The organism is Parapusillimonas granuli, from assembly GCF_013416525.1.
GTDB classification, from domain to species: domain Bacteria; phylum Pseudomonadota; class Gammaproteobacteria; order Burkholderiales; family Burkholderiaceae_B; genus Parapusillimonas; species Parapusillimonas granuli.
The window spans coordinates 457562-481080 of sequence record NZ_JACCEM010000003.1 but is presented as its reverse complement, the minus strand read 5'-3'; the positions used below and the strand labels follow the sequence as shown (position 1 = coordinate 481080).

Genomic DNA, 23519 nt, shown 5'->3' with positions numbered 1-23519 from the left:
TATTTATTTTATCGGCCTACCTATAATGAATTCATGAGTACGCTATCGACACCCGCACACCTGGATTTCAGCGCCTTTGACTCGCGTCGCCCCATCATGGCGGACGATTGCCTGGTCTATGAGGGAAAGCGGTCGTCGTCGTCCACGATGCCGTCGCTGCTGTTCGTGGCGGGCGGCTACCATGGCGCGTGGTGCTACAGCCACTACCTGGATTTCTTCGAACAACGCGACGTGGCATGCCTGGCTGTGGATTTGCCGGGGCATGGCGCGCTGGCCGGCCATCTGGACGTTGGCGCGGGCATTGCGCAATTGGCGCAAGCCCTGGCCGCATGCTGCCGCAGCCTTGCGCAGCCGGTGGTGCTGGTAGGGCATAGTGTGGGCGCATTGCCGGTGCTGCTTGCGGCCATGCAGGTGCAGCCCGCGGGCGTGATCCTGCTGGCGCCCTCGCCGCCGGGCAATTTGCCGGGCGCGCGCATGCTGCCGGCAGTGCCGCCGGACAGGCCCAAGCCGGCGCCGGATGCCGCCGAAGTCCGGCACCGGTTCCTGGGGACGAAATGCGACGTGCCCGTCGACACCGTCATGGCTCGCCTGGGGCCGGAGAGTCCCGCCGTACTCAATGATCGCTACAGGCTGGGCATCGCCATCGACCCGGCGCGCATTGCCTGCCCAGGCATTTGCTTTGAAGCAGAGTTCGACGATGGCGAGCGCCATCCGCCGGGCCAGGACCAGGCGATCGCTCGTTTTCTAGGGTTTGAACACCGGATCATGCCGGGTCAGCCCCATTGCATGATGTATGGCTCGCGCTGGCAGGAAAGTGCACACGCATTGCTGGACTGGTTCCGGGATACCTACGGCTCGCCTGGCGCAGCGAACCTTCCCGGATACTCAAGCCAGCGAAACGCCGCAGTACCCTAAAAAAGGAAACGAAACATGAGTAAGCAACTTATCGGCATCATGGTGCGGACTACGCTGGCCGCTTCTTTGTTGTTCACCGCCGCAGCGCAGGCGCAAGCGTGGCCGGGAAGCAAGCCCGTAACCATCGTCGTGCCCTCCGCGCCGGGCGGCGCAGGCGGCATCATCGGAACGGCGGCCGCCAAGAACGCGGCAGCCGACGGCCATACCTTCCTGTTGTCCACCAATTCCACCCAATCCGCCAACCAGTTCCTCTACAAGAGCCTGCCTTACGACGCCGCCAAGGATTTCGTCGATATCGGCATGATAGGGAAGTTCGGCACGGTAGCCGTGGTGGCGCCCAACAGCCCGATCAAGGACCTGAAGGAGCTGGTCGACCTGGCCAAGAAAAAACCCGGCGAGGTGTTCTTCGGCTACTACAGCTCGTCTTCGCAAGTTCCGCCCAACCTGCTCAAGCAATACGCCGACATCAACACCGAAGGCGCGGCCTACAAGAACATCACCCAGATCCTCACCGATTTGCGCGGCGGCCTGATCCAGTTCGCCTTTGTCGACTATCTGACCGCCAAAGGCCAGATAGACGGCGGCAATCTCAAGCCCATCGCCGTCACCGGGGCGCAGCCCAATCCCCTATGGCCCAACGTCCCGACCACTGACAGCATCTATCCGGGTTTCGTGGTGGAAGGCTGGCTGGGCATTTCGGCGCCCGCAGGCACGCCGAAGGAAGTCGTGGCGAAGATGAACGGCTATCTGAAAGCGGCCGTCGGGGACAAGGCGACGCGAGAACAGCTGACCAATATGGGCCTGCAGCCCGAAGCGATGGACGTCGATGCCTTCGGCCAATATGTGCGCGATGACACGCAACGCTGGAAGGAATGGGTCAAGACGGCCAAGATACAGCCGCAATAAACGCAGCTGCGCCCGCGGCGGCATCAGCCGCAAGCCATCGAAGGCCGTCAACCGGCCGGCAACAGCCCCGCGATTGATCGCGGGGCTGTTTTATTTGATGGGCGCATTCGACTTGCCCAGCAGCCTATGCATCTGGCGCCCTCGCACTCGCCTGTGCCTGGAGTCATGCCAGGGGCTGCTGCGCTATTCTTATCTGTGAGATGCGAGGGTTAGAATGTCGAGTACTTTGACATAATCTATAGCGCCAACGCCTCATGCGATATGCAAGTACTACCCCCTCTGAATTCGCTGCGCGCTTTTGAGGCTGCCGCGCGCCGGTTAAGCATTACGGAGGCGGCTGACGAGCTGCATGTGACTCCGGGTGCCGTTAGCCGGCAGATTCGTGCGCTGGAAGCGGCATTGGGCAGGCAGCTGTTCGTCCGCGGCCATCGGCAAATCTCGTTGACGCCGGCGGGGGAAGAATACTTCAAGGCCGTGACCAAGGCTGTGGCAGACTTGCGCGATGCCACCTCGAAGCTAACCAAGGGCACCGGGCCCAATAAACTCAAAGTCCGTGCGTATACCACCTTCGCCATGCGATGGCTGATCCCGCGGTTATCGAGTTTTCATGCTGAAAACACCGGGGTAGAGGTGCTCTTGACGGCCTCGCTCGATCCAGTGGACTTTGACCGGGAGGATATCGACGCCGCCATCAGGCTCGGTCCGGGCTCTTGGCCGGACGTCAGGGCTTATCGCCTTGCGTCGAATGTACTGGTGCCGGTATGTTCTCCGGAACTTGCGCGCAGGGTGCGTGAACCCGCCGACCTGGTGAATCAAGTCTTGCTGCATTCAATCGCCCGGCCGGACGACTGGGCGATCTGGCTGCGGAAAGGCGCCGGCCTGTCCACGATAGATCCATCGAGTGGAATGACTTACCAAAGTTCCGCGATGGCCTATGCCGCCGCCCTGGAAAGCCAAGGTTTCGCTATTGCCCAGAAGTTTTTGGTCGAAGGAGACTTGGCAAGTGGAAAGCTGGTCGCGCCATTTAGCCAGGCCGTAGACATGGGCGATTTCACCTATTATCTGCTCACTCCAATGGCTCGCGGGGAAAGCAAAAGCATGCGTCTGTTCAGGGAGTGGCTGCTGTCGCAGTTTGCATGATGCGCCACACCGATATATGAGCACTGTCATCGCCACGCATTAGCTGCTTCGCTGCGACTCGACGATATCGACTTTTTCGATTGAGAAAATATCAAACGATAGGGCGGAAATATCGTTTGTCGCGCTCCGGGCGAAACGCCAGAATGGCCTCCAAACGAACCGAACAACCTGGAGACCGCTGTGACATCCGCCGTCGACACTCTATGGGGTGTCCCGCGTTCTTCATATGCGTCCGGCCAGGTCCTTTATGTCTGCGGTAGTCGCAGTCTTTCGTCCCCGAGCGCCTGAGAAAGTGAAATGAGCGTACACAAAACCCTGTCCGGCCATGTCGCCACATTGACAATCGATCGCCCCGCTGCCCTGAACGCGCTGGATTTGCCTACCTTGCGGCGCCTGCGCCAGCACCTGATGGAGGCGCGAGACAATCGTGAAATACGAGTCGTCGTCATAGCCGGCGGCGGGGACCGCGCCTTCTGCGTCGGTGCGGACCTCAAGGGAACAACGACATCGCCGGCGCCTTACGCGGAAGCCTATTTTCAGGCCAAAGAGATAGCGGCGGACATGGGGCTGTACGTCAGGCTCATGGATCTATCTGACCTGGATTTGAACAAACCCCTCATTGCCGCGATAAACGGCCACTGCCTGGGCGGTGGCTTGGAGCTGGCTCTGCAATGCGATCTCCGGATCGCCTCTCACAACGCGACGTTCGGCCTGCCGGAAGTCGCAGTCGGATCCGTCCCTGCCGTGTCGGGACTACATCGGCTGCTACGTGCGGTCCCGTCCGCGGCGGCCATGCAACTGGCATTGACGGGCAACCGCATTCAAGCCGAGCAAGCTTTGCAATGGGGACTGATCAGCGAGATGGTTCCCCAAGAGAAGCTGGCAACCCGTATCGCAGATATCGCCGGGCAAATCGCTGCGAATGCTCCATTGGCCGTGCAGGCTGTAAAGAAGCTTGCCGCTCAAACCGCGCACCTGAGCTATGCGGACGCTCAACAACTCACCGAGCTGTACTGGGGTGTGCTGCGCGACACCGATGATCGCCGAGAGGGAAGACGGGCTTTCGCCGAGAAGCGCAGCCCCCGATTTGCGGGGCGCTGAAGGCAGGCAGCACAGAGGAACAAAAAATGATTCGTGAAGCGCTGAAGGGCATCACTGTCGTCGATTTTACGCAGATTGGCGCGGGACCCACATGCACGATGCTTTTGGGGGACATGGGAGCCCGTGTCATCAAAGTCGAACCGCTGGAAGGTGAAATAGGCCGAGGCTTGGGCCCGGCCTGGGTCGGAGACGATGCCGCGCTTTTCCATGGGTTCAATCGCGGCAAGCAAGGCATCGCCCTGAATATCAAAACCGAGACCGGGTGCGAGATCGCCCGCAAGCTGATCGCCAAGGCCGATGTCGTCGTCGAAAGCATGAGACCCGGCGCCATGGAACGAGCCGGGCTGGATTACGGCCAATTTCGTGAGCGGCATCCGGGCTTGGTCTATTGCTCGATCTCCGCTTATGGCCAGCAGGGTCCATATGCCGGACGGGCAGGCGTCGACGGCGTCCTGCAAGCAGATTCCGGATTAATGAGCTTGATTGGCACGCCAGGCGGCGAGCCGTGCAAGGTCCAGACGCCCATTGTCGATATCATGACCGGCTACGTCGCCTGCCTGGGCATCCTGGCCGCCGTGACCGAGCGAAATCGCACCGGCCTGGGCCAACACATAGACGCGAGCTTGCTGAACGGCGCCCTGGCGCTTCAACAGTCATCGCTCAGCAGCTACTTCGCCGACGGCCGTCTTCCTTCGCCCATGGGCAGCGCGGCGCCATACTCCGCTCCGAACCAGGCATTCCAGGCAGCCGATGGATGGATCATGGTGGCAGCCTACATGCCGGAACGCTGGAAGGCGCTCTGCCGCGTGCTGGACCGCCCTGAACTCGAAACCGATCCACGTTTCATGACGTCGCCCCTACGCGTTCAGAACCTACCGGCGCTGGCGGCCACACTGACGGACAGTTTTCGCGCCCGATCTTGCGACGACTGGCTTGCAGTGCTCGAGCAGGCGGACATCATATGCACGAAAGTGGCCAATTATGACGACCTGGCACGCCACCCCCAAATCGAGGCCAATCGCATGTTGGTCGAGCTTGAGATAGACGGCCATGGAACGATACGCGTGCCGGGCTTTCCGCTAAACAGCCATGTTGCGAATAGCAAACCGTACACCCGCGCGCCTTCGATAGGTGAACATACATACGGCATCTTGCGAGAAGCGGGCTATGGCGCCGACGCGATCGCAAGCCTGGAAAAGGCTGGAGTAGTGAGGTGCGCGAACCATGAATAGCCTTTCCATTCTCGATGCTGTTTCAACGCGGCGCAGCGTCCGCGCTTTCCAGGCCACCCCCGTGGAGGCCCCGACAATCGCCGCGATTCTGCAGCATGCGGCTCGTGCTCCAAGCGCGTCGAACACGCAACCTTGGCATGTCCACGCATGCGCCGGACCCGCGCTACGGGGCCTCAGCGATGAACTCGTCAAAGCGCACCATGAGGCCAGCGGCGAGCACGCAGAGGAATTTCCCTATTACCCCGGCGAATGGCTGGATCCTTACTTGGCACGCCGGCGACAGGTGGGGAAGGATCTGTATGGGCTGCTTGGAATACCGAAAGGCGACACTTCCCGCATGCAACGACAGTATGCGCGCAACTATGAATTCTTCGATGCCCCGGCAGGCCTTTTTTTCACGGTCGATCGTCGATTGGTCACAGGACATGCCGCGTGGATGGACCTGGGCGCGTTCGTCCACGGTGTCATGCTGATTGCCAGGCACTACGGTCTGGACACCTGCGCACAGCAGGCGTTCGCCCGATATCACAAGATCATACGTAGACACCTGCCGATCAGCGATGAAGAGATCCTGGTCTGTGGCATGTCGATCGGGTACGCGGACCTCGCCCATCCAGCCAATCGACTCGAGACGGCGCGCGAGCCTGTCGAAGCATTTACCTCATTCACCGGATTTTCCATTGCACCCAACGCAGGTGCTCTAAATGACCCCATCCTCAAGGAGACATCATGAACTATCAGTCGCTATTTCGCATTCCAGCGCTGGCCGTGCTTTCTGCAGGACTTGCGCTTGGAGCGCTGCCCGTTGCGCAGGCCGCCGACTACCCCAGCAAACCGATCACGCTGGTCGTACCTTTCGCGCCCGGCGGCTCAACCGATATTCTTGGCCGCCTGGTCGCGGACGAGCTGCGATCCCGGCTCGGACAATCCGTAGTTGTCGAAAATCGCAGCGGTGCGAACGGGAATATCGGTACGGCTCAGGCAGCACGAGCAGCGCCCGACGGGTACACACTATTGATGGCGAACGCCGGCACCAACGTCGTCAACCCGTCGCTTTATAAGAACCTCCCCTGGGATCCGATCAAGGATTTCACGCCGCTCGCGATGGTGGCCGTGGTCGATAACGTTGTTGTCGTAGGCCCCACCCTGAAGGCGCAGTCCCTCAAGGATCTCGCCGATGCGGCCAGAAGCAATCCAGGCACGGTGAATTACGGCTCGGTAGGCGTGGGCAGCATCTTTCACCTGGCCGCCGAGATCTTCGGCCAAGAAGCGGATGTGAAGATGACTCACGTTCCTTATCGGGGTGCCAATCCGGCACTGACGGACCTGATGGCGGGCAACATACAGGTCATGTTCGCCACCATTCCAGGCGCCCTGCCGTTCATTAAGTCGGACCGCTTGCGGGCGATCGCCGTGACGGGGCAAAGCCGGTCCTCTCTTTTTCCCGATCTGCCCACAGCCGTGGAGGCCGGATATAAAGACGTCGTCATTGACAACTGGTTCGCTGTCATGGGCCCGGCCGGGCTGCCGGACGACGTCAAGAACAAGCTGATGCGGGCGCTCACCGATATGCAGAACGATGCGCGTTTCCAGGCGAAGCTGAAGGAACAGGGTGCGGAGCCAGGAAAGATAGGCGGGAAAGAGCTTGAGCAGCAGATGATATCGGATATCGCCAAATGGAAGAAGGTGGTTACAACAGCGAAGATTTCCATTAACGAGTGACCGTTTCCACGAACCGGCCGGGAACAGGCGCTGGTGCGCTGCCTGGCCAGTTCGCCCGTTCCAGCCCAGGCAACCGCAAACTACCCCCTGACCCGCTTCATCACATAATCCCCCAGATTCTTGAAGTGCGTCGCCAGCGCGCGTTTTGCGGCTTCGGCGTCGCCGGCCTCCAGGGCATCGAGGATGGCCAGGTGTTCCGCCCGGTCGTCGTCCACGCGGCCGAAGGGGTCCATGAGCTCGAACAGCCGGTTGCTGACGCGTGCCTGTGCGATGAGCCGCGCAAGCACGACGTTGCCCGAGGCTTCAGGGCACAGCATGTGCAGCATGTCGTCGACCTGCCAGTGGATGGGTTCCTGGTGGTTGCTGTCTTTGAGCGCTTCGATTCTTTCGCGCAGGTCCGATATCTTGTCCTTGGGGATCTTGCCGATGGCCAGCTCTATGGCCTTGCTTTCCAGCCATTCGCGAACCTGCAGGCTCTGGAAGTGCTCTGACGCCTTGACCGTCCGCACCGAATACGACCTGGCCCCCGCGCGCACCAGCAAGCCCTCTCCTTCGAGCCGCACCAGGGCTTCCCGCATCGGTGTGCGCGAGATGTTGAGTTCTTCGGCAAGACGCCCTTCGACGACCGCGGAGCCGCCGGGCAGTTCGCGCTGCAGAATCAGTTGCCGTATGGTGTGGTATGCGAGGTCGCCCAGGTTGATGGGGGTGGGCTCAGCCGGCAGGCGTTTGGTGGATCGCATGTCTTTCATGTTTTATGTGGGGCAGTCTGGCTACGTTTCTGTACACTTTCTATGATCAACAGGCCGCCGCCGATCACGATGCAGGCGCCGATGATGGCGACGGGGTCGAACGACGTATTAAAAACGAAAACATCAATTATCCCCGCCCAGACCATTTGCACATAGACGAATGGGGACAGGACCGAGGCGGCGGCGCCCGTGTAGGCCCAGATGAGCAGGAAATGGCCCACCGTGCCGAGCGCGCCCAGCACGCCCATCAGCGCCCATGTGGAGGCCGGCATGGGGGTATAAGACCACGGCAGGGCCAGGGTGGTGATGAGGGTACCACCCAGCGTTACGTAAAACAACGAGGTCAAGGGGCTGTCGCGCCGGCCCACCATGCGCGTCAGCACCTGGTAGAGCGCGTAGAACGTGGCCGCGCCCAAAGGCAGCAGCATGGCCCATTGCCAGTCCGACGCGCCGGGCCGCATGATGACCAGCACTCCGGCGAAGCCCATCAGGGCGCCCATTATCTGCTTGCGGGTGATTTGCTCTTTCAGGAAGTGCGAGGCCGCAAGCAGGACGATGAAGGGCGACACATAGGATATGGCGTAGGACAAGGCCACGGGCAGCACTTTCACGGCCTGGAACATGCAGCCCGTGGCGCCCACCAGCAGTATGCCGCGGGTCAATTGCAGCGCCAGGCTGCTGGTGGCGACCGTCTGCGAGACACCGGCAAAGAGCATGACCAGGACCACCAGCGCGAGGCTGCCGGCGTATCTGCCCCAGACGACGAGTGCGGGCGGCAGGGATCCCATCACCATCACCTTGGCCAGGGAATCGAGCGCCACGAAAAACACCGTCGCCGCGATGTACAGGGCTATGCTGCGCAAGATGGGATTCCGGGCGCCTGCGTTCATAAGGGCACGGTGCTCAATGGCGCAGGATCTTTCCGACGAAATCCTTGGTGCGCTGCTGCGTGGGATTGTCGAAAATCTGTTCGGGCGTGCCGACTTCAACGACGTGGCCGGACGCCATGAAGACCACCTTGGCGGAAACCTCGCGCACGAAGGCCATTTCGTGGGACACGATGAACATGGTCATGCCTTGCGACGCCATGAGGCGCACGACGTCCAGCACTTCGTTGACGAGCTCGGGGTCCAGCGCGGCCGTGACTTCGTCCAGCAGGATGATGTCGGGGCGCAGGGCAAGCGCGCGCGCGATGGCGACGCGCTGTTTCTGCCCGCCGGACAGTTCGTCGGGGTAGGCGTCGTGCTTGTCGGCCAAGCCGACCCGTTCAAGCAGGTGGGTGGCATATTCGATCACTTCTTTTTTGTCGCGCCCGCGTATCTTGATTGGCGCGATGGTCACGTTCTTCATGACGCTCATGTTCTGGAACAGATTGTATTGCTGGAACACGATGGCCATGTGCCGGCGCAATTCCTGTACCTGGGCCTTGTTGCGGTAGTCGATCTTCTTGCCGTCCAGGATGACGTGGCCGGAGATGGGCGGCAGCAAGCCGGTCAATACGCGGAGCAGCGTGCTCTTGCCCGAGCCCGAAGGGCCGATCAGGCTGATGGTCTCGCCCTTTTCGACGGCCATGTTGATGTCTTCAAGCACGGTCTGGCCCCCGTATGAGGCCTTCAGGTTAACGATTTCTAGCTGGGGCAAGTTTTTTCTCCAACCGCTGGCCGAATTTTGCAAGGGGATAGGACAGCGAAAAATACAGGATGAGTATGGTTCCAAAGACGAGCGTCGCCGAAAAGCCTTTGTTGTTCATGACCTTGCCGGCGTAGGTGAGCTCCAGCACGCCGATCTGGGACGCCAGCGCCGTATCCTTGATGAACAGGATGAAGAAGCTGAACACCGGCGGCAGGATTACCTTCCATGCCTGCGGCACCACCACATAGCGCAGGGTCTGGAGGTATGAAAAATTCATGGCGTACGCCGCATCCCATTGGTTGTCGTGCACGGATTCGAAGCCGCTGCGCACGATCTCCGCAATGAAGGCGGTGCCGATCGCGCAGACCGTGACGAGCGCCACGCTGAACATGGACAGATCCCATTTCAAGGCCTGGAAGACGAAGAAGGCCAGCATCAGCGTCACCAGGAAGGGAATCCGGCGGAACATCTCGGTGTAGAGGATCAGGGCGCCCCTCAACGGCATGAGCACGGGCGAGGTCGTGTTGCGCCCGACCGCGATCAGGAAGCCCAGGACCGACCCGATGACGCACCCCAGAGCCGACAGCAGGAAGGTGGCGAGCAGCGCCTTCAACAGGAAGACGATGTTGTAGTAGGTGAAGAACCTGGGGATTTCGTTCAGTAGCGTTTCCAGCATCAGAAGAGCCTCATCTTTGCGCGGAAGCCGTAGCGGCCTATCAGTGCGAGCGAGAGCGTCGCCAGGAAGGTGATCGCAATGTATACACCCGCGGTGACCGTGAATATCTCGACGGACCTGAAGGTTTCCGAATTGATGTTGAAGGCGCGCCCCGTCAGCTCTTCGAGCCCGAAGATGGCCGCCATGGACGTGCCCAGCGTCATGATGATGTACTGGTTCGACAGGGGCGGGAACAGCACCTTGATGATGTGCGGCACGATCACGTAGCGTATGGACTGGATGCGCGAGAAACCCATGGTTTCCGCCGCTTCCATTTCAGTCACCTGGACCGATTCGAAGCCCGCGCGCTGGATTTCCGTCAGGTAGGCGCCGGCGTTCAAGGTCATGCCAAGCAGCACGGCCTCGTACGGAGTCATCAGTATGCCGATCTCGGGCAGGGCGAAGAAGATGAAATAAATCTGCACCAGCTGCGGCGTGTTCATGAAAAAGCCTACGTAGCCGTTCACGCAGCGCCTGGCGATGCGGTTGCCGTACGCCTGCAGCGAGGCGCCGATCAGCCCCAGCAGCATGCCGCCCGCAAAGGCCAGGAAAGCCACCTGCAGGCTGATCCAGGCGCCGCCCAGCAAGTAGGGAAAGTGGCCCCAGATGGCCGAAAACTGCAACTCCATATCGTCTCCTTGCAACGCACCCGGGGTGCGTCTTCGCGTCTTGCCTTGCCGTGCGCGGGCCCCTGGGGAACTACCGCCGGGGCCCGCACGTACAAGGTCTGTTCGGGCCCCGGGCGCCGAAGCCCGGAGCCGCAACAGCGCGCAGGGCTATTTGTTGTAGTAGGGAGAGCTGCGCGGATCATGCAGCATGGGGCCCCCGAACCATTTTTCCCACTTCTCGTCGATGAAGCCGTTCTTGTGCAGCTCCTTGATGATGCCGTTCAGGCGTTCGGCCAGCGAGGTATTGCCCTTCTGGACGCCCATGCCGCAATAGTAGACGTCGATCGGGGTCTGCATCATGTGCCATTTGACGTTTGCATGCTTGTTGGTGTGTTCGCGCATGAAGTCCAGCACGTCGATCATGGCGTCGGCGCGGCCCTGGGCAAGCGCGCGCACCGCGTCTGGGTAGTTGTCCAGCAGCAGCAGCTGGGCCTTGGGAAGCTGCTCTTGCACGAGCTTCACGGGCGTGGCGCCGCGCACTTCCACCATCCTGACCGAAGAATTGTTCAGGTCGGTCCATTCTTTGTACGGCTTGTCCTTGGTGGTGAGCACCCCGAGCACTTCCGTATGGATCGGCACCGTGAAGTCGATGACCTTGGCGCGTTCGTCGGTGCGCGTCATGGCCCCCATGACGGCGTCGATCTTGTTGCTGATGACGAAAGGAATGCGGTCCGGCGAACCGACCGGCACGATCTCGAGCTTGACGCCGAGCATTTCGGCGATCTTGCGCGACACGTCGACGTCGAAGCCGTCGATCTCGTTCTTGTCGTTATACACGCCCAGAGGCGGGAAGTTGGGATTGATGCCCACGATCAGCTTCTTGCTGGCCATGACCTCGTCGAGACTGCGCGCATGGGCCGCCGCCGGGCCCAATGCCAGGATGGCTGTGCCGGCCATTACGAAAGCACCCACAAAAGCCTTGATTAGCTTCATTTGTCTTCTCCATGTATGAATGAATCGGCCCGTTGCGCCCTTGGTGGGAACCACAAGCCACCCGCGTAATTCTTCTTGCCTTGTCGTGTACGATTCGTATACGATACGTACACTGTACGTGATGACCAGGATGAAAGTCAAGCCTGAACGAGTTTTTTGTTGGGCTGAATCAAGGACGGGGTGGGAGACATGCGAATCACAAAAGGGGTGGCACGGGGCGAGCCGGTGTCGTTTACGTTCAATGGCGTGTCCTATACGGGCTATGCCGGGGAAAGCGTCGCCTGCGCGCTGTTCGCCTCCGGCATGGCGCATCTGCGCGACAGCCCGCGCAGCCATCAGCCGCGCGGCATGTTCTGCCTGATGGGCTCGTGCCAGGAATGCCTGGTCTGGGTAAACGGACGCAAGGTGCCGGCCTGCCAGCAGCCCCTGGTGGCGTCGCTGCAGGTGTCCTCCATCAGCAACGAGGCGCCGTGATGGACAACGAAGTCGACGTGGTCGTGCTGGGCGCCGGGCCCGCGGGCGTGAACGCCGCGGTCGCCGCCGCCCGCCATGGCCTGAAAGTGGTGCTGGTGGATCAAAACCATGATGCGGGCGGGCAGGTATTCCGCCCGATGCCGCCAGGCTTCGCCTCGTCCGGAAACTCGCCCGCGACGCACGAAGGCGACGAACTGCGCCGTCACCTCGCGCATAGCCGGGTGCTCGCCTTTTTCAACCATACGGTCTGGAACGTCAGCACGGGCTTGCGGGTCGATGCGGTCGGGCCGGACGGTCCGGTTCACTGGCAATGCAGGGCCCTGGTGCTCGCTTCCGGGACGACCGAGCGCGTCGTGCCCTTCCCCGGCTGGACTCTGCCCAAGGTGATGGGGCTTGCGGCCGCCACCATATTGCTGAAGTCGCAGAAAATGCTGCCCGGCGCCAACACCCTGGTCGCGGGCTGCGGGCCTTTGCTGGCGGCGGTGGCGGTGGGCATCGTGGAAGGCGGGGGCAAGGTCGCGGCGCTGGCCGATGCGGCGCCCCGGTCGGCCTGGCTGCAAGCCTCGCCCGCCATGGCGTCCCGCCCCGACTTGATGTGGCAAGGAGCGAAATGGCTGGCGCGGATCAAATCCGCGGGCATTCCCATATTCTCGGCGCATGCGATCGAAAAAGTCGAGGCCGCCGGCAGGGGGCTGCGCGCCACGCTCGCCCCCGTGGATGGCGACAGGCGGATCATCCAGGGCGAACGGCGGGTGGTGCATGTCGATGCCGTGGTGGTCGGCAACGGTCTGGTGCCGGGCACCGACGTGAGCCGATTGCTCCGGGCCGAACATACCTTCGACAGGAAGCTGGGCGGCTGGGTGGTGGTGACCGACGAGCGCTGCCGCACTTCTTTCGCCGGCCTGTATGCTGCCGGCGATGGCTGCGGCATCTCGGGCGCCGCCGCGGCCGTCCACCATGGCCTGCTTGCCGGCCTGTCCGTCGCGCACGACCTGGGCGCGCTGGACAAGAACGCTTTCGAGCGTGAAGCCGGACCGGCCCAGCGCAGCCTGGGAAAAGCCGGCAAGTTCGGTCGGGCCATGGGAGCCTTGATGGCGCTGCCGGCCAGGCAGGTCGAGACCATTGCGCCGGACACGGTGGTGTGCCGGTGCGAGGACGTCACCCGCGCGGAAATCGACGCCGCCGTCGCCGGCGGCGCGCGCGACATGAACCAGCTCAAGGCCTGGACCCGCTGCGGGATGGGGCCGTGCCAAGGCCGCAGCTGCGGCGACGTGGCCGCGGAGCTGGCGGCGCTGAAAGCCGGCTGCGAACGCACCGAAGTCGGCTTCTTTACCGGCCGCGCGCCCTTGCGGCCGGTCTCCCTGGAGCAGCTGACCGGGGACTACGACTACGCCGACATCCCCTTGCCGAAGGCGGCGCCGCTATGACGAACGGACCGGACCTCATCAATTCGGCCGACCGGCCGTTCGACGCGGCGGTGATCGGCGCGGGAGTCATGGGCTGCTCGACGGCATTCCACCTGGCGCAGGGAGGCATGAGCGTCGCCCTGATCGACCGCGGGCAGCTTTGCCGCGAGGCGTCGGGCGTGAACGCCGGCACCTTGACGCTGCACATGACCCGCGCGGCCCTGGTTCCCTATGCCATGAAAGCCTGGGAAATGTGGATGACGGCGGAACAGTGGCTGGGCGCCGGGGTGCTTGCCACCCATGTGCCCGGCCTGACGCTGGCATTCACCGAGGCGGAATGCGAGATGCTCGAACAGCGCGCCGCCGCCAGGCGCGAGTATGGCGCGAACATCAATATCCTGACGCCGCGACAGGCGCTCGAGGTCGAGCCCGGCCTGAACCCGCGCCTGCTCAAAGCCGCGCACTGCGACATCGACGGCTTCGCTTCCGCCTATCTCACCGGCCGCGCCTTCAGGCATGGGCTGGACGCGCAGCGAGTGAGCCTGTACGAAAATCTTCCGGTGGAAGCCGTGGACCGCCTCGGCGGCGTGTTCCGCATCCGCTGCGGCGGCGGCCGGGTGCTGCATGCCCGGCGCATCGTATTGGCCGGCGGAGTCTGGATAGAGCCGATGCTGGCCTGGCTGGGGGTGAAGATCCCGATCAAGACGCTGATCAATCAGTTGAGCATCACGGAAAGAATGCGGCCCGTGATGCGCACCGTCATGAGCGTGGCCAACGGCCTGCTGTCGCTCAAGCAGTTCGCGAACGGCACCATATTGATCGGCGGCGGCTGGCAGGGCGTCGGGGATCGTGAACGCGGCGGCGTCGAGGCCATTCCTGAAAACCTCATCGGCAACATGCGCCTGGCGCGCTATGTCGTGCCGGGGATGTCGGAAGGCCGCATCGCGCGCATCTGGCTGGGGCTGGAAGCGGAAACGGCCGACGCCATGCCCATCATCGGCGACGTGCCCGGGGTGGAGGGCGCCTATGTCGTCGGGAGCGCGCACTCGGGCTACACCAGCGGCCCCTTCATGGGGAAGATCATCGCACAGCACATCCTGGGCCTGCAGCCCGAGATGCCTTTATTCGATCCCGCCCGCCTGCTCGACAAGCAGCCGGGCAATGAGGAAACTTAATGTTCACAAGCAAAAAAGCAAGCTTCAATGGAATTTATGCCGCAACGATCTGCCCCTTCACCGCGGACGGCGGGATCGACGAAGAGGCTCTTGCCGCGCATTTGCGCGAAGTGTCGTCCGTGGACGGCATCGTCGGCTTGCTGATCAACGGGCACGCCGGTGAAAACTTTTCCCTGAACCGGCACGAAAAAAAGCGCGTCGTCGAGATCGCCCATGAAGTCTGCGGCGAGCGTTCGATACTGGTCAACGGCATCAACGCGGAAAACAGCCACGACGCGCGGCTGGAAACGGCCGAGGCCCGGGAGGCGGGCGCCGACATCGCCTTGATCTTCCCTCCTTTTTCCTGGGCGCTCTCGCATACGACCGAAATGGCGGTGCAGCATCACGTGATCGCCAATGAGGCCGCGCAAATGCCGATCATGCTGTACCAGGCGGGGGTGAACGCCGGCGCCATGGCATACAGCCACGCGACGCTCGAAGCGCTGGTGCGCCTGCCCAATGTCGTGGGCATCAAGGAAGGCAGCTGGGAAACCAGCGCCTATGAAGGCAACAGGGCGCTGGTGAAGCGCGTGGCGCCGCAGGTCGCCGTCATGGCGTCGGGAGACGAGCACCTGCTGACTTGCTTCGTGCTGGGCTCCGAAGGCAGCCTGGTCAGCCTGGCCATCGTGATTCCGGAAGTCATCGTGGCGCTGGATCGCGCGGTTCGCGCGGGCGACCTGGCGCAGGCGCAGGCGCTCAATGCACGCATCTATCCGCTGGCCAAGGCCATTTACGGCACGAGCCCGGGCGGGTACGCCAATGCCAGGCTAAAGGCCTGCCTGAAGCTGCTGGGCCGCATCAAGAACGATGCGGCGCGCGCGCCCATAGGCATCCTGCCGAAGAACGAAATCGCATCGCTGGAACTGGCCTTGAAAGCGGCCGGGCTCTGAACAACCGCTGGAGACACCATGCCTACACTCATACGCAACGGACGCATCATTACGGCCGTCGACGACTACGTCGCCGACATCCTGCTGGAAAACGGACGCATTCAGGCCATCGGAGCCTCGCTGTCCGCCGGCGCGGACGTGACCGTGGTCGACGCGGGAGGCCTATATGTGCTTCCCGGCGGGGTCGATTGCCATACTCACATGGAGAACACCTTCGGCGATTCGACGACCTGCGATACCTTTGAATCCGGTACCAAGGCGGCCGCGTTCGGCGGCACGACCACCATCATCGATTTCGCCTTCCAGAACAAGGGCACCAGCCCCCTGGAAGCCATTGCGCGGGCGCAAGCGACCGCCGGCGACAAGGCCAGCATCGATTACGGCTTCCATGTGATCGTCACGCACGTCGACGACAAGGTGCTGGAAGACATGAAGGTCGCCATACGCCATGAAGGCGTAAGCAGCTTCAAGATGTTCATGGCCTACCCCAACACCGTGATGGTCGACGACGCGGCCATCTTCAGGGCCATGCGCATGGTGGGCCAGCATGGCGGCATGGTCGCCCTGCATGCGGAAAACGGCACGATCATCGAACTGCTGATCAAAGAGGCGCTGGAACAAGGCCATACCTCGCCGCGCTATCACGGCCTGACGCGGCCCGCCCTGATGGAAGGCGAGGCCACGCACCGGGGCATCCGCCTGGCGGAGCTTGCCGAAGCGCCGGTGTATTTCGTGCACCTGTCGGCAAAAGAAGCGCTGAAGCACGTCGTTGAAGCGCGCGACCTCGGCATACCGGTATTTGCCGAAACCTGCCCCCACTACCTGTTTTTCGATGACTCGGAATACGAGAAGGAAGGCTTCGACGTGGCGCGCTACGTGATGAGCCCGCCGCTGCGCGACAAGGAGTCGCAGAAGGCGCTATGGACGGCCCTGAAGACCGATGACCTGCAGCTCGTTTCCACCGATCATTGCCCATTCTGCATGAAAGAAGGACACCTGGGCCGAGTGCGCCAGAAGCCTTACGGCGAGGATGATTTTTCGCGCATACCGAACGGCGTGCCGGGCGTCGAAACCCGCATGACGGTGATTTACGACGGCGGCGTGCGCCAGAACAGAATCACGCTGAACCGTTTCGTGGAGCTGACCTCGACCGCGCCGGCCAAGCTGTTCGGGCTGTTCCCGCGCAAAGGCACCATCGCCGTGGGCAGCGACGCCGACATCGTGCTCTTCGATCCGAATGAATGCCACACCATTTCCGCCCACACGCATCACAGCAACTGCGATTACACCCTGTTCGAAGGAAAGCACGTGCATGGACGCGTCAAAAAGGTATTTCTACGCGGCGAATTGATCGTCGACGGGGACAGCTGGCTGGGCAGGCCTGGAAACGGCCGATTCGTCAAACGCGGCGAAGTAGGCGGATACTAAGGGAGCCATATGGATTCGAACACAATAAACGATCGCCTTGCGGGCTGGGTGGACCAAAATTTCGACGCGGAAGTCGCCTTCCTGCAGCAGCTGGTGCGCATGCCGACTGACACGCCGCCCGGCGACAACGCCCCTTACGCGCTGGCGGTGGCCGGCATGCTTGAAGAATGGGGCTGGCAAGTCGGTAGGCATCCCGTGCCCGCCGAGCGCGTACGGGCCTACGGCATGGAGAGCATCACCAATCTGGTGATCAGGCGGGAATACGGCGCCGGGCCGACCATTGCGCTCAATGCGCATGGCGACGTGGTCCCGCCCGGCGAGGGCTGGACCTTCCCGCCTTACGGCGGCCAGGTCCACGATGGGCGGCTCTATGGCCGCGCCGCGGCCGTATCCAAAAGCGATTACGCGAGCTATCTGTTTGCGGTGCGCGCGCTGGAAGCGTCCGGCGCCCGGCTGAAGGGAGCGATAGAACTGCATTTCACCTGCGACGAAGAGTTCGGCGGCCTGCTGGGGCCGGGCTGGCTGCTGGACGAAGGTCTCGTGAAACCCGACCTCGCCATCTGCGCAGCCTTTAGCCATGCCGTGGTCATGGCCCATAACGGCTGCCTGCAATTCGAGGTTACGGTCAACGGCAAGGCGACGCACGGTGCCGTGCCGCATACCGGACATGATGCCTTGCGCGCCGCCAACAAGATCCTGGATGCGATCTACACGCAGGCCGACAAGCTGGCCACGGTCCGTTCTTCCGTAGCCGGCATCGATCACCCGACCATGATCGTGGGCCGCATCGCCGGCGGCACCAACACCAATGTCGTGCCGGGCCAGGTGGTCCTGAAGATGGACCGGCGCATGATCCCGGAAGAAGACCCGGCGCAGGTCGAGCAAGACGTGCGCTCCATGATCGAGAACGCCGTCCAAGGCCTGGACGGCATCCGCGTGGAGATCCGCCGCTTGCTGCTCGCGAACGCCCTGCGGCCGCTGCCGGGACATGAAAAGCTGGTGTCGGCCATTCAGCAAGCCGCCAAAACGGTGCTCGGGGAAGACATCCCCGCGGTGGGCACGCCGCTATATGCGGATGCACGCTTGTATGCGGAACGCGGCATACCGGTCGTGATGTATGGCGCCGGCCCGCGCACCCTGCTCGAATCCAACGCCAAGCGCGCCGACGAGAACATCGCCCTGGAGGACTTGCGGGCGGCCACCAAGGTGATCGGGATGGCGCTGGCGACGCTGCTGGCGGCGGACGGACGCTGACGCCGCTCCCCCGGCCGGGCTCGCGCTGACGGGACTTGCGAAGGTAACGGGCAACTGATCGAGTGGGGCAATCATTTCTCCCGGCGGCACGAACTGACCAGCGCGCGCTGGCAGGTTCTGGGCGCCATCTCGATGGCGCCCCAGGCGCCCAGCATTCCTCAGATCGCCGCGGCCATGGGCGTCACGCGGCAAGGCGTACAGAAGCAGATCAGGCTGCTTGTCGACGAGGGGCTGGTTCCAGCCCCGGCCAATCCGACACACAAGCGCTCACCCCTGCATGCGCTGACAGCCAAAGGGCGGGACATCTACGGCTCCCTGACCGAACGCTGGCACGAGCATGTCGGCGGCATGGCCGCGGAGTTCAAGGCTGCCGACCTGGACGCCGCGATCCGCGTGCTTTCGGCCATGTCGCGCGGCGGGTTCAACATGGACGCGGTCCCCGTTTCCGGGCCGGCGGCCAACCGTCAGGAAGGGGAGTCATGATGCCAAGAATCATCCATCCGGTCGCCGGGCTGATCGCCCTTCTCACCATCGCGACGTTCTGGATTTCAACCGCCTCTACCGAATTGTTCGCTTCCGATGCAGCGGTCGCAGCGGTCAAGACCGCCATTCCCTGGGGCTTCATTCTTTTGATACCGGCGCTGGCCATCACCGGCGGATCGGGCTTTGCCTTGACCAAAGGGGCGCGCAAAGGGCTGGTCGGCGCCAAGCTCAAGCGCATGCCCTTCATCGCCGCCAACGGCCTGTTGATCCTCGTGCCGGCGGCGCTGTTTCTCGCCGCCAAGGCCAGGGCCGGTGAGTTCGATGCCATGTTTTATGTCATACAGGTGCTGGAACTGCTGGCGGGCGCGGTGAACATCGCCCTGCTGGCGCTGAATATGCGCGACGGCATGGCGCTGGCACGGCGGCGGCGCGGGCTGCGGAATTGAAAGACGGCGCCGGCCGATCTGGCCGGCGTCAGGAGGAACCAGCACCCACCTCGGGCGGCAGCAGTTCGAGCAATAGCCGGCGGTGCGCCGCCCGCAGCTTTGCCAGCGTGGCGCCCGCCGCTTCCGCATCCTGAAGAAAGCGCAGAATGGCGGCCAGCAGCACCGGCGCGTGTATGAGCTGGACCATGTCGGTCAATGCGCTGTCGCGCAGCAGCCCGCCGGCGACGGCCTGGGTGATGGCCGCCTGCTGTTTGCTCAGGAGTTCGGCGTGCAGAGTGTTCCAGGGCTTCAGCGCATCGCGGGCCCTGGGGCCTTCCGCGATCAGCAGATGCAGCGTCCGCACGAAGCGATCGTCTTGAAGGCGCCCGTAGGCGCGGTCCAGAAACTCGTCTATGGTCTGGGCCAGCGATGAGTCTCCGGGCGCGGCGCCGGCCCGGGCGGAGCCGGCCACCTGCTCGCTGAACAACAGGTCCGGCATCAGCATCCGCTGCAAGACGGCCTCGAAGATGGCTTCCTTGCTTTTGAAATGCGCATAAAGCCCCCCCTTGGACATGCCAGCGCGCTCGGCGATGTCGTCCATGCGGGCCGCGCCGAACCCGCGCTCGGAGAAAACGAGCAAGGCTGCGTCGAGTATCTGGTCCTGACGCTCGTGCGCGGGCAGGCGCCGGTTGCGCGGCTGGCGCTCGGCGCGCTCCGAGCGGCCGGGCGCGGGCCGGACCGATTCGCGCTCTTGGGTTTGCGTGTGTTTGGGCATAGCAATTGATTCTCGGAGAATGCGTGGACGGCCAGTTTGATCTATATCAGAGCGTCCCGTAGAATTATCGACTAAAAAGTCGTTAACGACAAATCTCCATCATGCCGAGGCCCAAAATGAACGCAGAGACCAAGACCGCAGCCCGATTGACGGACGAGTTCTTCCATGCCAGCCAGGCTCGGGCATTTGCTTCTCTTTCGCCCGCCTCGCTCAGTCTTGCATGGCTGGACTGGGCCATGCATTTGGGGGCGTCTCCCGGCAAGCAGATAGAACTGCTGCGCCTGGCCTTCGACCACCAGCGCGAACTGGGCCAGTACCTGGTCGAGTGCCTGAAGGCCTCCGGCGATCCGTCCACGGTCTGCGTCGAGCCGCCGGAGACGGATCGCCGATTCAGCGATCCGGCCTGGTGCAAGTGGCCGTACAACATAATGCACCAGAGCTTTCTGGTGACGCAGAATTGGTGGGAAGAAGCCACGTCGGACATGCGCGGCGTCAGCCGCCACCACCTGGACCAGGTCTCTTTCTGGGCGCGCCAGCTTCTGGACATGGCCTCGCCCGGCAACCAGCTCTGGACCAACCCCGTCGCCCTGGACCGCACGATCCAGCAGCGCGGCATGAACCTGATGCGCGGCGGTGCCTATTTCCTTGAAGACATCGTGCGCCACCAGGCGGGCATGCCCGTGGCCGGCGCCGACAAATTCCGGGTCGGCCACGACGTCGCCACGACGCCCGGCAAGGTGGTCATGCGCAACGGCCTGGCCGAGCTCATCCAGTACGCTCCTTCGACCGAGACGGTGCGCCCGGAGCCCATTCTGCTGATCCCAGCCTGGATCATGAAGTATTACATCCTGGACCTGTCGCCCCACAATTCTCTGGTGCGCTATCTGCGCGACCAGGGCTATACGGTCTATTGCCTGTCCTGGAAGAATCCCAAGGACGAAGACGCCGAACGGGGCATGGACGACTACCTGCGCGAAGGTTTTTTCGCCGCCCTGGATACGATCAACAAAATCCAGCCCGGGCGCGCGGTGCATGCCACCGGCTATTGCCTGGGCGGCACGCTGCTGGCGATCGCGGCGGCCGCCATGGCGCGCGACGGCGACCAGCGGCTAGCCAGCATCAGCTTGTTCACGGCCCAGGTCGACTTCAGCGAACCGGGCGAAATCGGCCTGTTCATCGACGAATCCCAAGTCCACATGCTCGAGGCCCAGATGCAGCGCCGGGGTTATTTCAGCGCCGACCAGATGGCCAGCGCCTTCCAGATGCTGCGCTCCTATGACCTGCTCTGGTCGCACGTCATCAACGTCTACCTGCTGGGCGAGCGCCGTCCCATCAATGACTTGATGGCCTGGAACGCCGACACGACGCGCATGCCCGCGCGCATGCATTCCGAATACTTGCGCCGCCTTTATCTGAACAACGACCTGAGCGCGGGCCGCTACCCCGTGGCTGGGCGGCCCGTGTCGATCAGCGACATCCGCCTGCCGATGTTCGCGGTCGGCACCGTGACCGACCACGTCGCCCCCTGGCGCTCGGTTTACAAGCTGCACCAGCTCTACCCGGGCGAACTCAGCTTCGTGCTGACCAGCGGCGGCCACAATGCCGGCATCGTCAACGAACCGGGACATCCGCGGCGCCACTACCACATACGCGAGCGCCGGCCGCGCGACCCCTTCCTGCCGCCCGATGAATGGCTGGCCAAGGCCGACCTGCAGCAAGGTTCCTGGTGGCCCGCCTGGACACAGTGGCTGGCCGGCCGGTCGGGCAAGGCCGAAGCCCCGCCAAGCCCGGGCTGCTCCGATTGCCCTTCGCTGGGCGACGCGCCCGGGCGCTACGTGCTGGAGAAGTGAGCCATGCAAGCGCGATATTGCCGGCCGCTCCGCCGCGTCCGGACGCGCGTGCGGCCGCATTCCGAGCTGACGCAAGCTTTTTGACCGATTTTCGCCATGACTAGATTATCAAGGATGCCCATCCGCGCCCTGGGTGCCGCCGGCCTGCTGCTGGCCCTGTCGTCCTGCGTAAACCTGGCTCCCCAGGCCCTGCTGCCGCCGCTTCCGGTAAGCGACGCCTGGCCGCAGGATACGCAAGCCTCCGCCGCGCGGAGCCTGGCGAACCTGGACTGGGCCGGCTATTTCCAGGATGCCGAACTGCGTCGCCTGATCGGCCTGGCGCTCGAACACAATCGCAATCTGCGCCTGGCCGTGCTGCGCGTCCGCGAGGCCGAGGCAAGCTACCGCATCCAGCGGTCGGACCAGATGCCGTCCGCCACGGTCTATGGCCACAGCGAGCGCAGCCGGACGCCGGCCGACCTGAACCTCACCGGCCTGCCATTGACCCAGTCCCGGCACCAAGCCGGCGTCGGCCTGACCAATTGGGAAATCGATTTATGGGGGCGCATCCGCAATCTCAAGGACGCCGCGCTGGACGAATGGCTGGCGACGGACGCCGCCCGCCGGGCGGTGCAGGTCGCCCTGGTGCGCCAGGTGGCCGACTCGGCGCTGGCTTTGCGCGAACTGGACGAGCGCGCCTTTCTTGCCGGCGAGGCCGTTCGCGACCGCAGGCAGACACTGGAGATCTTCACCCACCGCCAAGCCGCCGGCTCCTCATCGGAGCTCGAATTGACTCAGGTGCGCAGCCTGCTGATACAGGCGCAATCCCTGCAGGCGCAGCTGGAACAGGAACGCGCCGCCGCCCTGCATGCGCTGACCCTGCTGGTGGGCGCCGACGCGGATATCGCGCCCGCCCGCGGGGTCTCCCTTGAATCGACGCGGCTGGCTCACCTGGAGCCCGGCCTGCCATCCGAAGTGCTGCTGGCGCGCCCGGACATTCGCGCCGCAGAATACCGGCTGCGTTCCGCGCACGCCCGGATCGGCGCCGCGCGCGCCGCTTTCCTGCCGCGTATCGCCCTGACTTCCAGCGCCGGTTCGGCCAGCGCCGAGCTGGATGGGCTATTCGGCGGCGGCAGCAAGGCCTGGACCTTCGCGCCGACGATCGATATTCCGATTTTCACGGCCGGCCGCCTGCAGGCCAGCCTGGACGTCGCGGAAGTCCGCCGCGACATGGCCGTGGCCTCTTATGAGGAAAGCATACAGACGGCGTTCCGCGAAGTGTCCGATGCATTGTCCGCACGCCAGTGGTTGGCCAGGCAGCTGGAGATCCAGGCGCGCATGGCGCAGACGCAGGCCGAACGCGCCGACTTGGCCCAGCTGCGCTACGACAGCGGTGCGGCGCCTTACCTGGAAGTGCTGGACGCCCGGCGCGAATTGCTGACCGCGCAGCAGCAGCTCGTCCAGATCCGCCGTGCCTGGCTGTCGAGCCAGGTCGCCTTGTACGCCGCCCTGGGCGGGGGCGCGGGCCCCGCGCTCGCTAGCACGGCCGCCGCCTCGAACGCCCCCGCCGACCCGGCGCCGGCCGCCGGCAGCCCGACCTCATCAACCGAAACCGTACTCTGAGCCAC

The 23519-nt window shown here is 63.3% G+C and carries 24 protein-coding genes; 17 read left to right on the top strand and 7 right to left on the bottom strand.

Annotated elements, in window-relative coordinates; genetic code table 11:
* The first annotated feature begins 33 nt into the window (after positions 1 to 33).
* The 7 genes from H0A72_RS07530 (at position 34) to H0A72_RS07500 (ending at position 7016) form a co-directional block, all read left to right on the top strand.
* Positions 34 to 915, top strand: a complete 882-nt coding sequence (locus tag H0A72_RS07530; RefSeq protein ID WP_246436849.1) for an alpha/beta hydrolase — start codon at positions 34 to 36, stop codon at positions 913 to 915.
* A gap of 15 nt (positions 916 to 930) precedes the next feature.
* Positions 931 to 1821, top strand: coding sequence for a Bug family tripartite tricarboxylate transporter substrate binding protein (locus H0A72_RS07525; protein WP_246436850.1), 891 nt, complete (start codon positions 931 to 933; stop codon positions 1819 to 1821).
* Positions 1822 to 2082: 261 nt separating this feature from the next.
* Entirely contained in the window at positions 2083 to 2961 is an 879-nt protein-coding gene (gene gcvA, locus H0A72_RS07520; RefSeq protein WP_180154443.1) for a transcriptional regulator GcvA, read from the top strand.
* Between the two features lie 297 nt (positions 2962 to 3258).
* Entirely contained in the window at positions 3259 to 4062 is an 804-nt protein-coding gene (locus tag H0A72_RS07515) for an enoyl-CoA hydratase/isomerase family protein (RefSeq protein WP_180154442.1), read from the top strand.
* 26 nt (positions 4063 to 4088) lie between these two features.
* Positions 4089 to 5294 carry a CaiB/BaiF CoA transferase family protein gene (locus tag H0A72_RS07510; protein WP_180154441.1) on the top strand — a complete coding sequence of 402 codons (1206 nt, stop codon included), beginning with the start codon at positions 4089 to 4091 and terminating at the stop codon, positions 5292 to 5294.
* Positions 5287 to 6027: a nitroreductase gene (locus tag H0A72_RS07505; protein ID WP_180154440.1), complete on the top strand. Its 741-nt coding sequence runs from the start codon at positions 5287 to 5289 to the stop codon at positions 6025 to 6027. The genes H0A72_RS07510 and H0A72_RS07505 overlap by 8 nt, the downstream gene beginning before the upstream one ends.
* The gene (locus tag H0A72_RS07500; protein ID WP_180154439.1) at positions 6024 to 7016 is read left to right on the top strand and encodes a Bug family tripartite tricarboxylate transporter substrate binding protein; all 993 of its coding nucleotides are present in this window, start codon (positions 6024 to 6026) and stop codon (positions 7014 to 7016) included. The genes H0A72_RS07505 and H0A72_RS07500 overlap by 4 nt, the downstream gene beginning before the upstream one ends.
* 80 nt (positions 7017 to 7096) lie before the next feature.
* On the opposite strand, the gene H0A72_RS07495 is transcribed toward H0A72_RS07500, so the two are convergent.
* The 6 genes from H0A72_RS07495 to H0A72_RS07470 form a co-directional block, all read right to left on the bottom strand.
* Complete coding sequence (locus H0A72_RS07495; RefSeq protein ID WP_180154438.1) at positions 7097 to 7756, bottom strand: GntR family transcriptional regulator; 660 nt, start codon at positions 7754 to 7756, stop codon at positions 7097 to 7099.
* Positions 7757 to 7761: 5 nt separating this feature from the next.
* Positions 7762 to 8628 (bottom strand): DMT family transporter, encoded by an 867-nt coding sequence (locus tag H0A72_RS07490; RefSeq protein ID WP_180154437.1) that lies wholly within the window; start codon positions 8626 to 8628, stop codon positions 7762 to 7764.
* Between the two features lie 40 nt (positions 8629 to 8668).
* On the bottom strand, positions 8669 to 9406 hold the full coding sequence (locus H0A72_RS07485; protein WP_180154436.1) for an amino acid ABC transporter ATP-binding protein: 738 nt from the start codon (positions 9404 to 9406) through the stop codon (positions 8669 to 8671).
* Complete coding sequence (locus H0A72_RS07480; protein WP_180154435.1) at positions 9384 to 10073, bottom strand: amino acid ABC transporter permease; 690 nt, start codon at positions 10071 to 10073, stop codon at positions 9384 to 9386. The genes H0A72_RS07485 and H0A72_RS07480 overlap by 23 nt, the downstream gene beginning before the upstream one ends.
* On the bottom strand, positions 10073 to 10741 hold the full coding sequence (locus H0A72_RS07475) for an amino acid ABC transporter permease (protein ID WP_180154434.1): 669 nt from the start codon (positions 10739 to 10741) through the stop codon (positions 10073 to 10075). Before H0A72_RS07475 ends, H0A72_RS07480 begins: the two co-directional genes overlap by 1 nt.
* Before the next feature lie 147 nt (positions 10742 to 10888).
* Positions 10889 to 11713, bottom strand: coding sequence for a transporter substrate-binding domain-containing protein (locus tag H0A72_RS07470; RefSeq protein WP_180154433.1), 825 nt, complete (start codon positions 11711 to 11713; stop codon positions 10889 to 10891).
* Positions 11714 to 11902: 189 nt separating this feature from the next.
* Here H0A72_RS07470 and H0A72_RS07465 point away from each other — a divergent pair, with 189 nt between their 5' ends.
* From H0A72_RS07465 to H0A72_RS07430, 8 genes are read left to right on the top strand one after another with little or no spacing between them, the layout of a single operon-like run.
* Complete coding sequence (locus tag H0A72_RS07465) at positions 11903 to 12187, top strand: (2Fe-2S)-binding protein (RefSeq protein WP_180154432.1); 285 nt, start codon at positions 11903 to 11905, stop codon at positions 12185 to 12187.
* A complete protein-coding gene (locus H0A72_RS07460) occupies positions 12187 to 13614 on the top strand; it encodes an FAD/NAD(P)-dependent oxidoreductase (RefSeq protein WP_180154431.1) in 1428 nt (475 codons plus the stop codon). Before H0A72_RS07465 ends, H0A72_RS07460 begins: the two co-directional genes overlap by 1 nt.
* A complete protein-coding gene (locus H0A72_RS07455; RefSeq protein ID WP_180154430.1) occupies positions 13611 to 14768 on the top strand; it encodes an NAD(P)/FAD-dependent oxidoreductase in 1158 nt (385 codons plus the stop codon). The genes H0A72_RS07460 and H0A72_RS07455 overlap by 4 nt, the downstream gene beginning before the upstream one ends.
* Entirely contained in the window at positions 14768 to 15697 is a 930-nt protein-coding gene (locus H0A72_RS07450) for a dihydrodipicolinate synthase family protein (RefSeq protein WP_180154429.1), read from the top strand. The genes H0A72_RS07455 and H0A72_RS07450 overlap by 1 nt, the downstream gene beginning before the upstream one ends.
* Before the next feature lie 18 nt (positions 15698 to 15715).
* Positions 15716 to 17125, top strand: a complete 1410-nt coding sequence (hydA, locus tag H0A72_RS07445) for a dihydropyrimidinase (protein WP_180154428.1) — start codon at positions 15716 to 15718, stop codon at positions 17123 to 17125.
* A gap of 9 nt (positions 17126 to 17134) precedes the next feature.
* Positions 17135 to 18379, top strand: coding sequence for an ArgE/DapE family deacylase (locus tag H0A72_RS07440; protein ID WP_180154427.1), 1245 nt, complete (start codon positions 17135 to 17137; stop codon positions 18377 to 18379).
* A 54-nt stretch (positions 18380 to 18433) separates the two neighbouring features.
* Positions 18434 to 18862 carry a MarR family winged helix-turn-helix transcriptional regulator gene (locus H0A72_RS07435; protein WP_246436873.1) on the top strand — a complete coding sequence of 143 codons (429 nt, stop codon included), beginning with the start codon at positions 18434 to 18436 and terminating at the stop codon, positions 18860 to 18862.
* Positions 18859 to 19308, top strand: a complete 450-nt coding sequence (locus H0A72_RS07430; protein ID WP_343060135.1) for a hypothetical protein — start codon at positions 18859 to 18861, stop codon at positions 19306 to 19308. The genes H0A72_RS07435 and H0A72_RS07430 overlap by 4 nt, the downstream gene beginning before the upstream one ends.
* A 28-nt stretch (positions 19309 to 19336) precedes the next feature.
* Here H0A72_RS07430 and H0A72_RS07425 read toward each other — a convergent pair whose 3' ends face one another.
* Positions 19337 to 20062 carry a TetR/AcrR family transcriptional regulator gene (locus H0A72_RS07425; protein WP_180154425.1) on the bottom strand — a complete coding sequence of 242 codons (726 nt, stop codon included), beginning with the start codon at positions 20060 to 20062 and terminating at the stop codon, positions 19337 to 19339.
* Between the two features lie 116 nt (positions 20063 to 20178).
* On the opposite strand from H0A72_RS07425, the gene H0A72_RS07420 reads away from it, so the two are divergent.
* Positions 20179 to 21912, top strand: a complete 1734-nt coding sequence (locus H0A72_RS07420; RefSeq protein WP_180154424.1) for a PHA/PHB synthase family protein — start codon at positions 20179 to 20181, stop codon at positions 21910 to 21912.
* A 96-nt stretch (positions 21913 to 22008) separates the two neighbouring features.
* Entirely contained in the window at positions 22009 to 23514 is a 1506-nt protein-coding gene (locus H0A72_RS07415; RefSeq protein WP_180154423.1) for an efflux transporter outer membrane subunit, read from the top strand.
* Positions 23515 to 23519 lie beyond the last annotated feature (5 nt).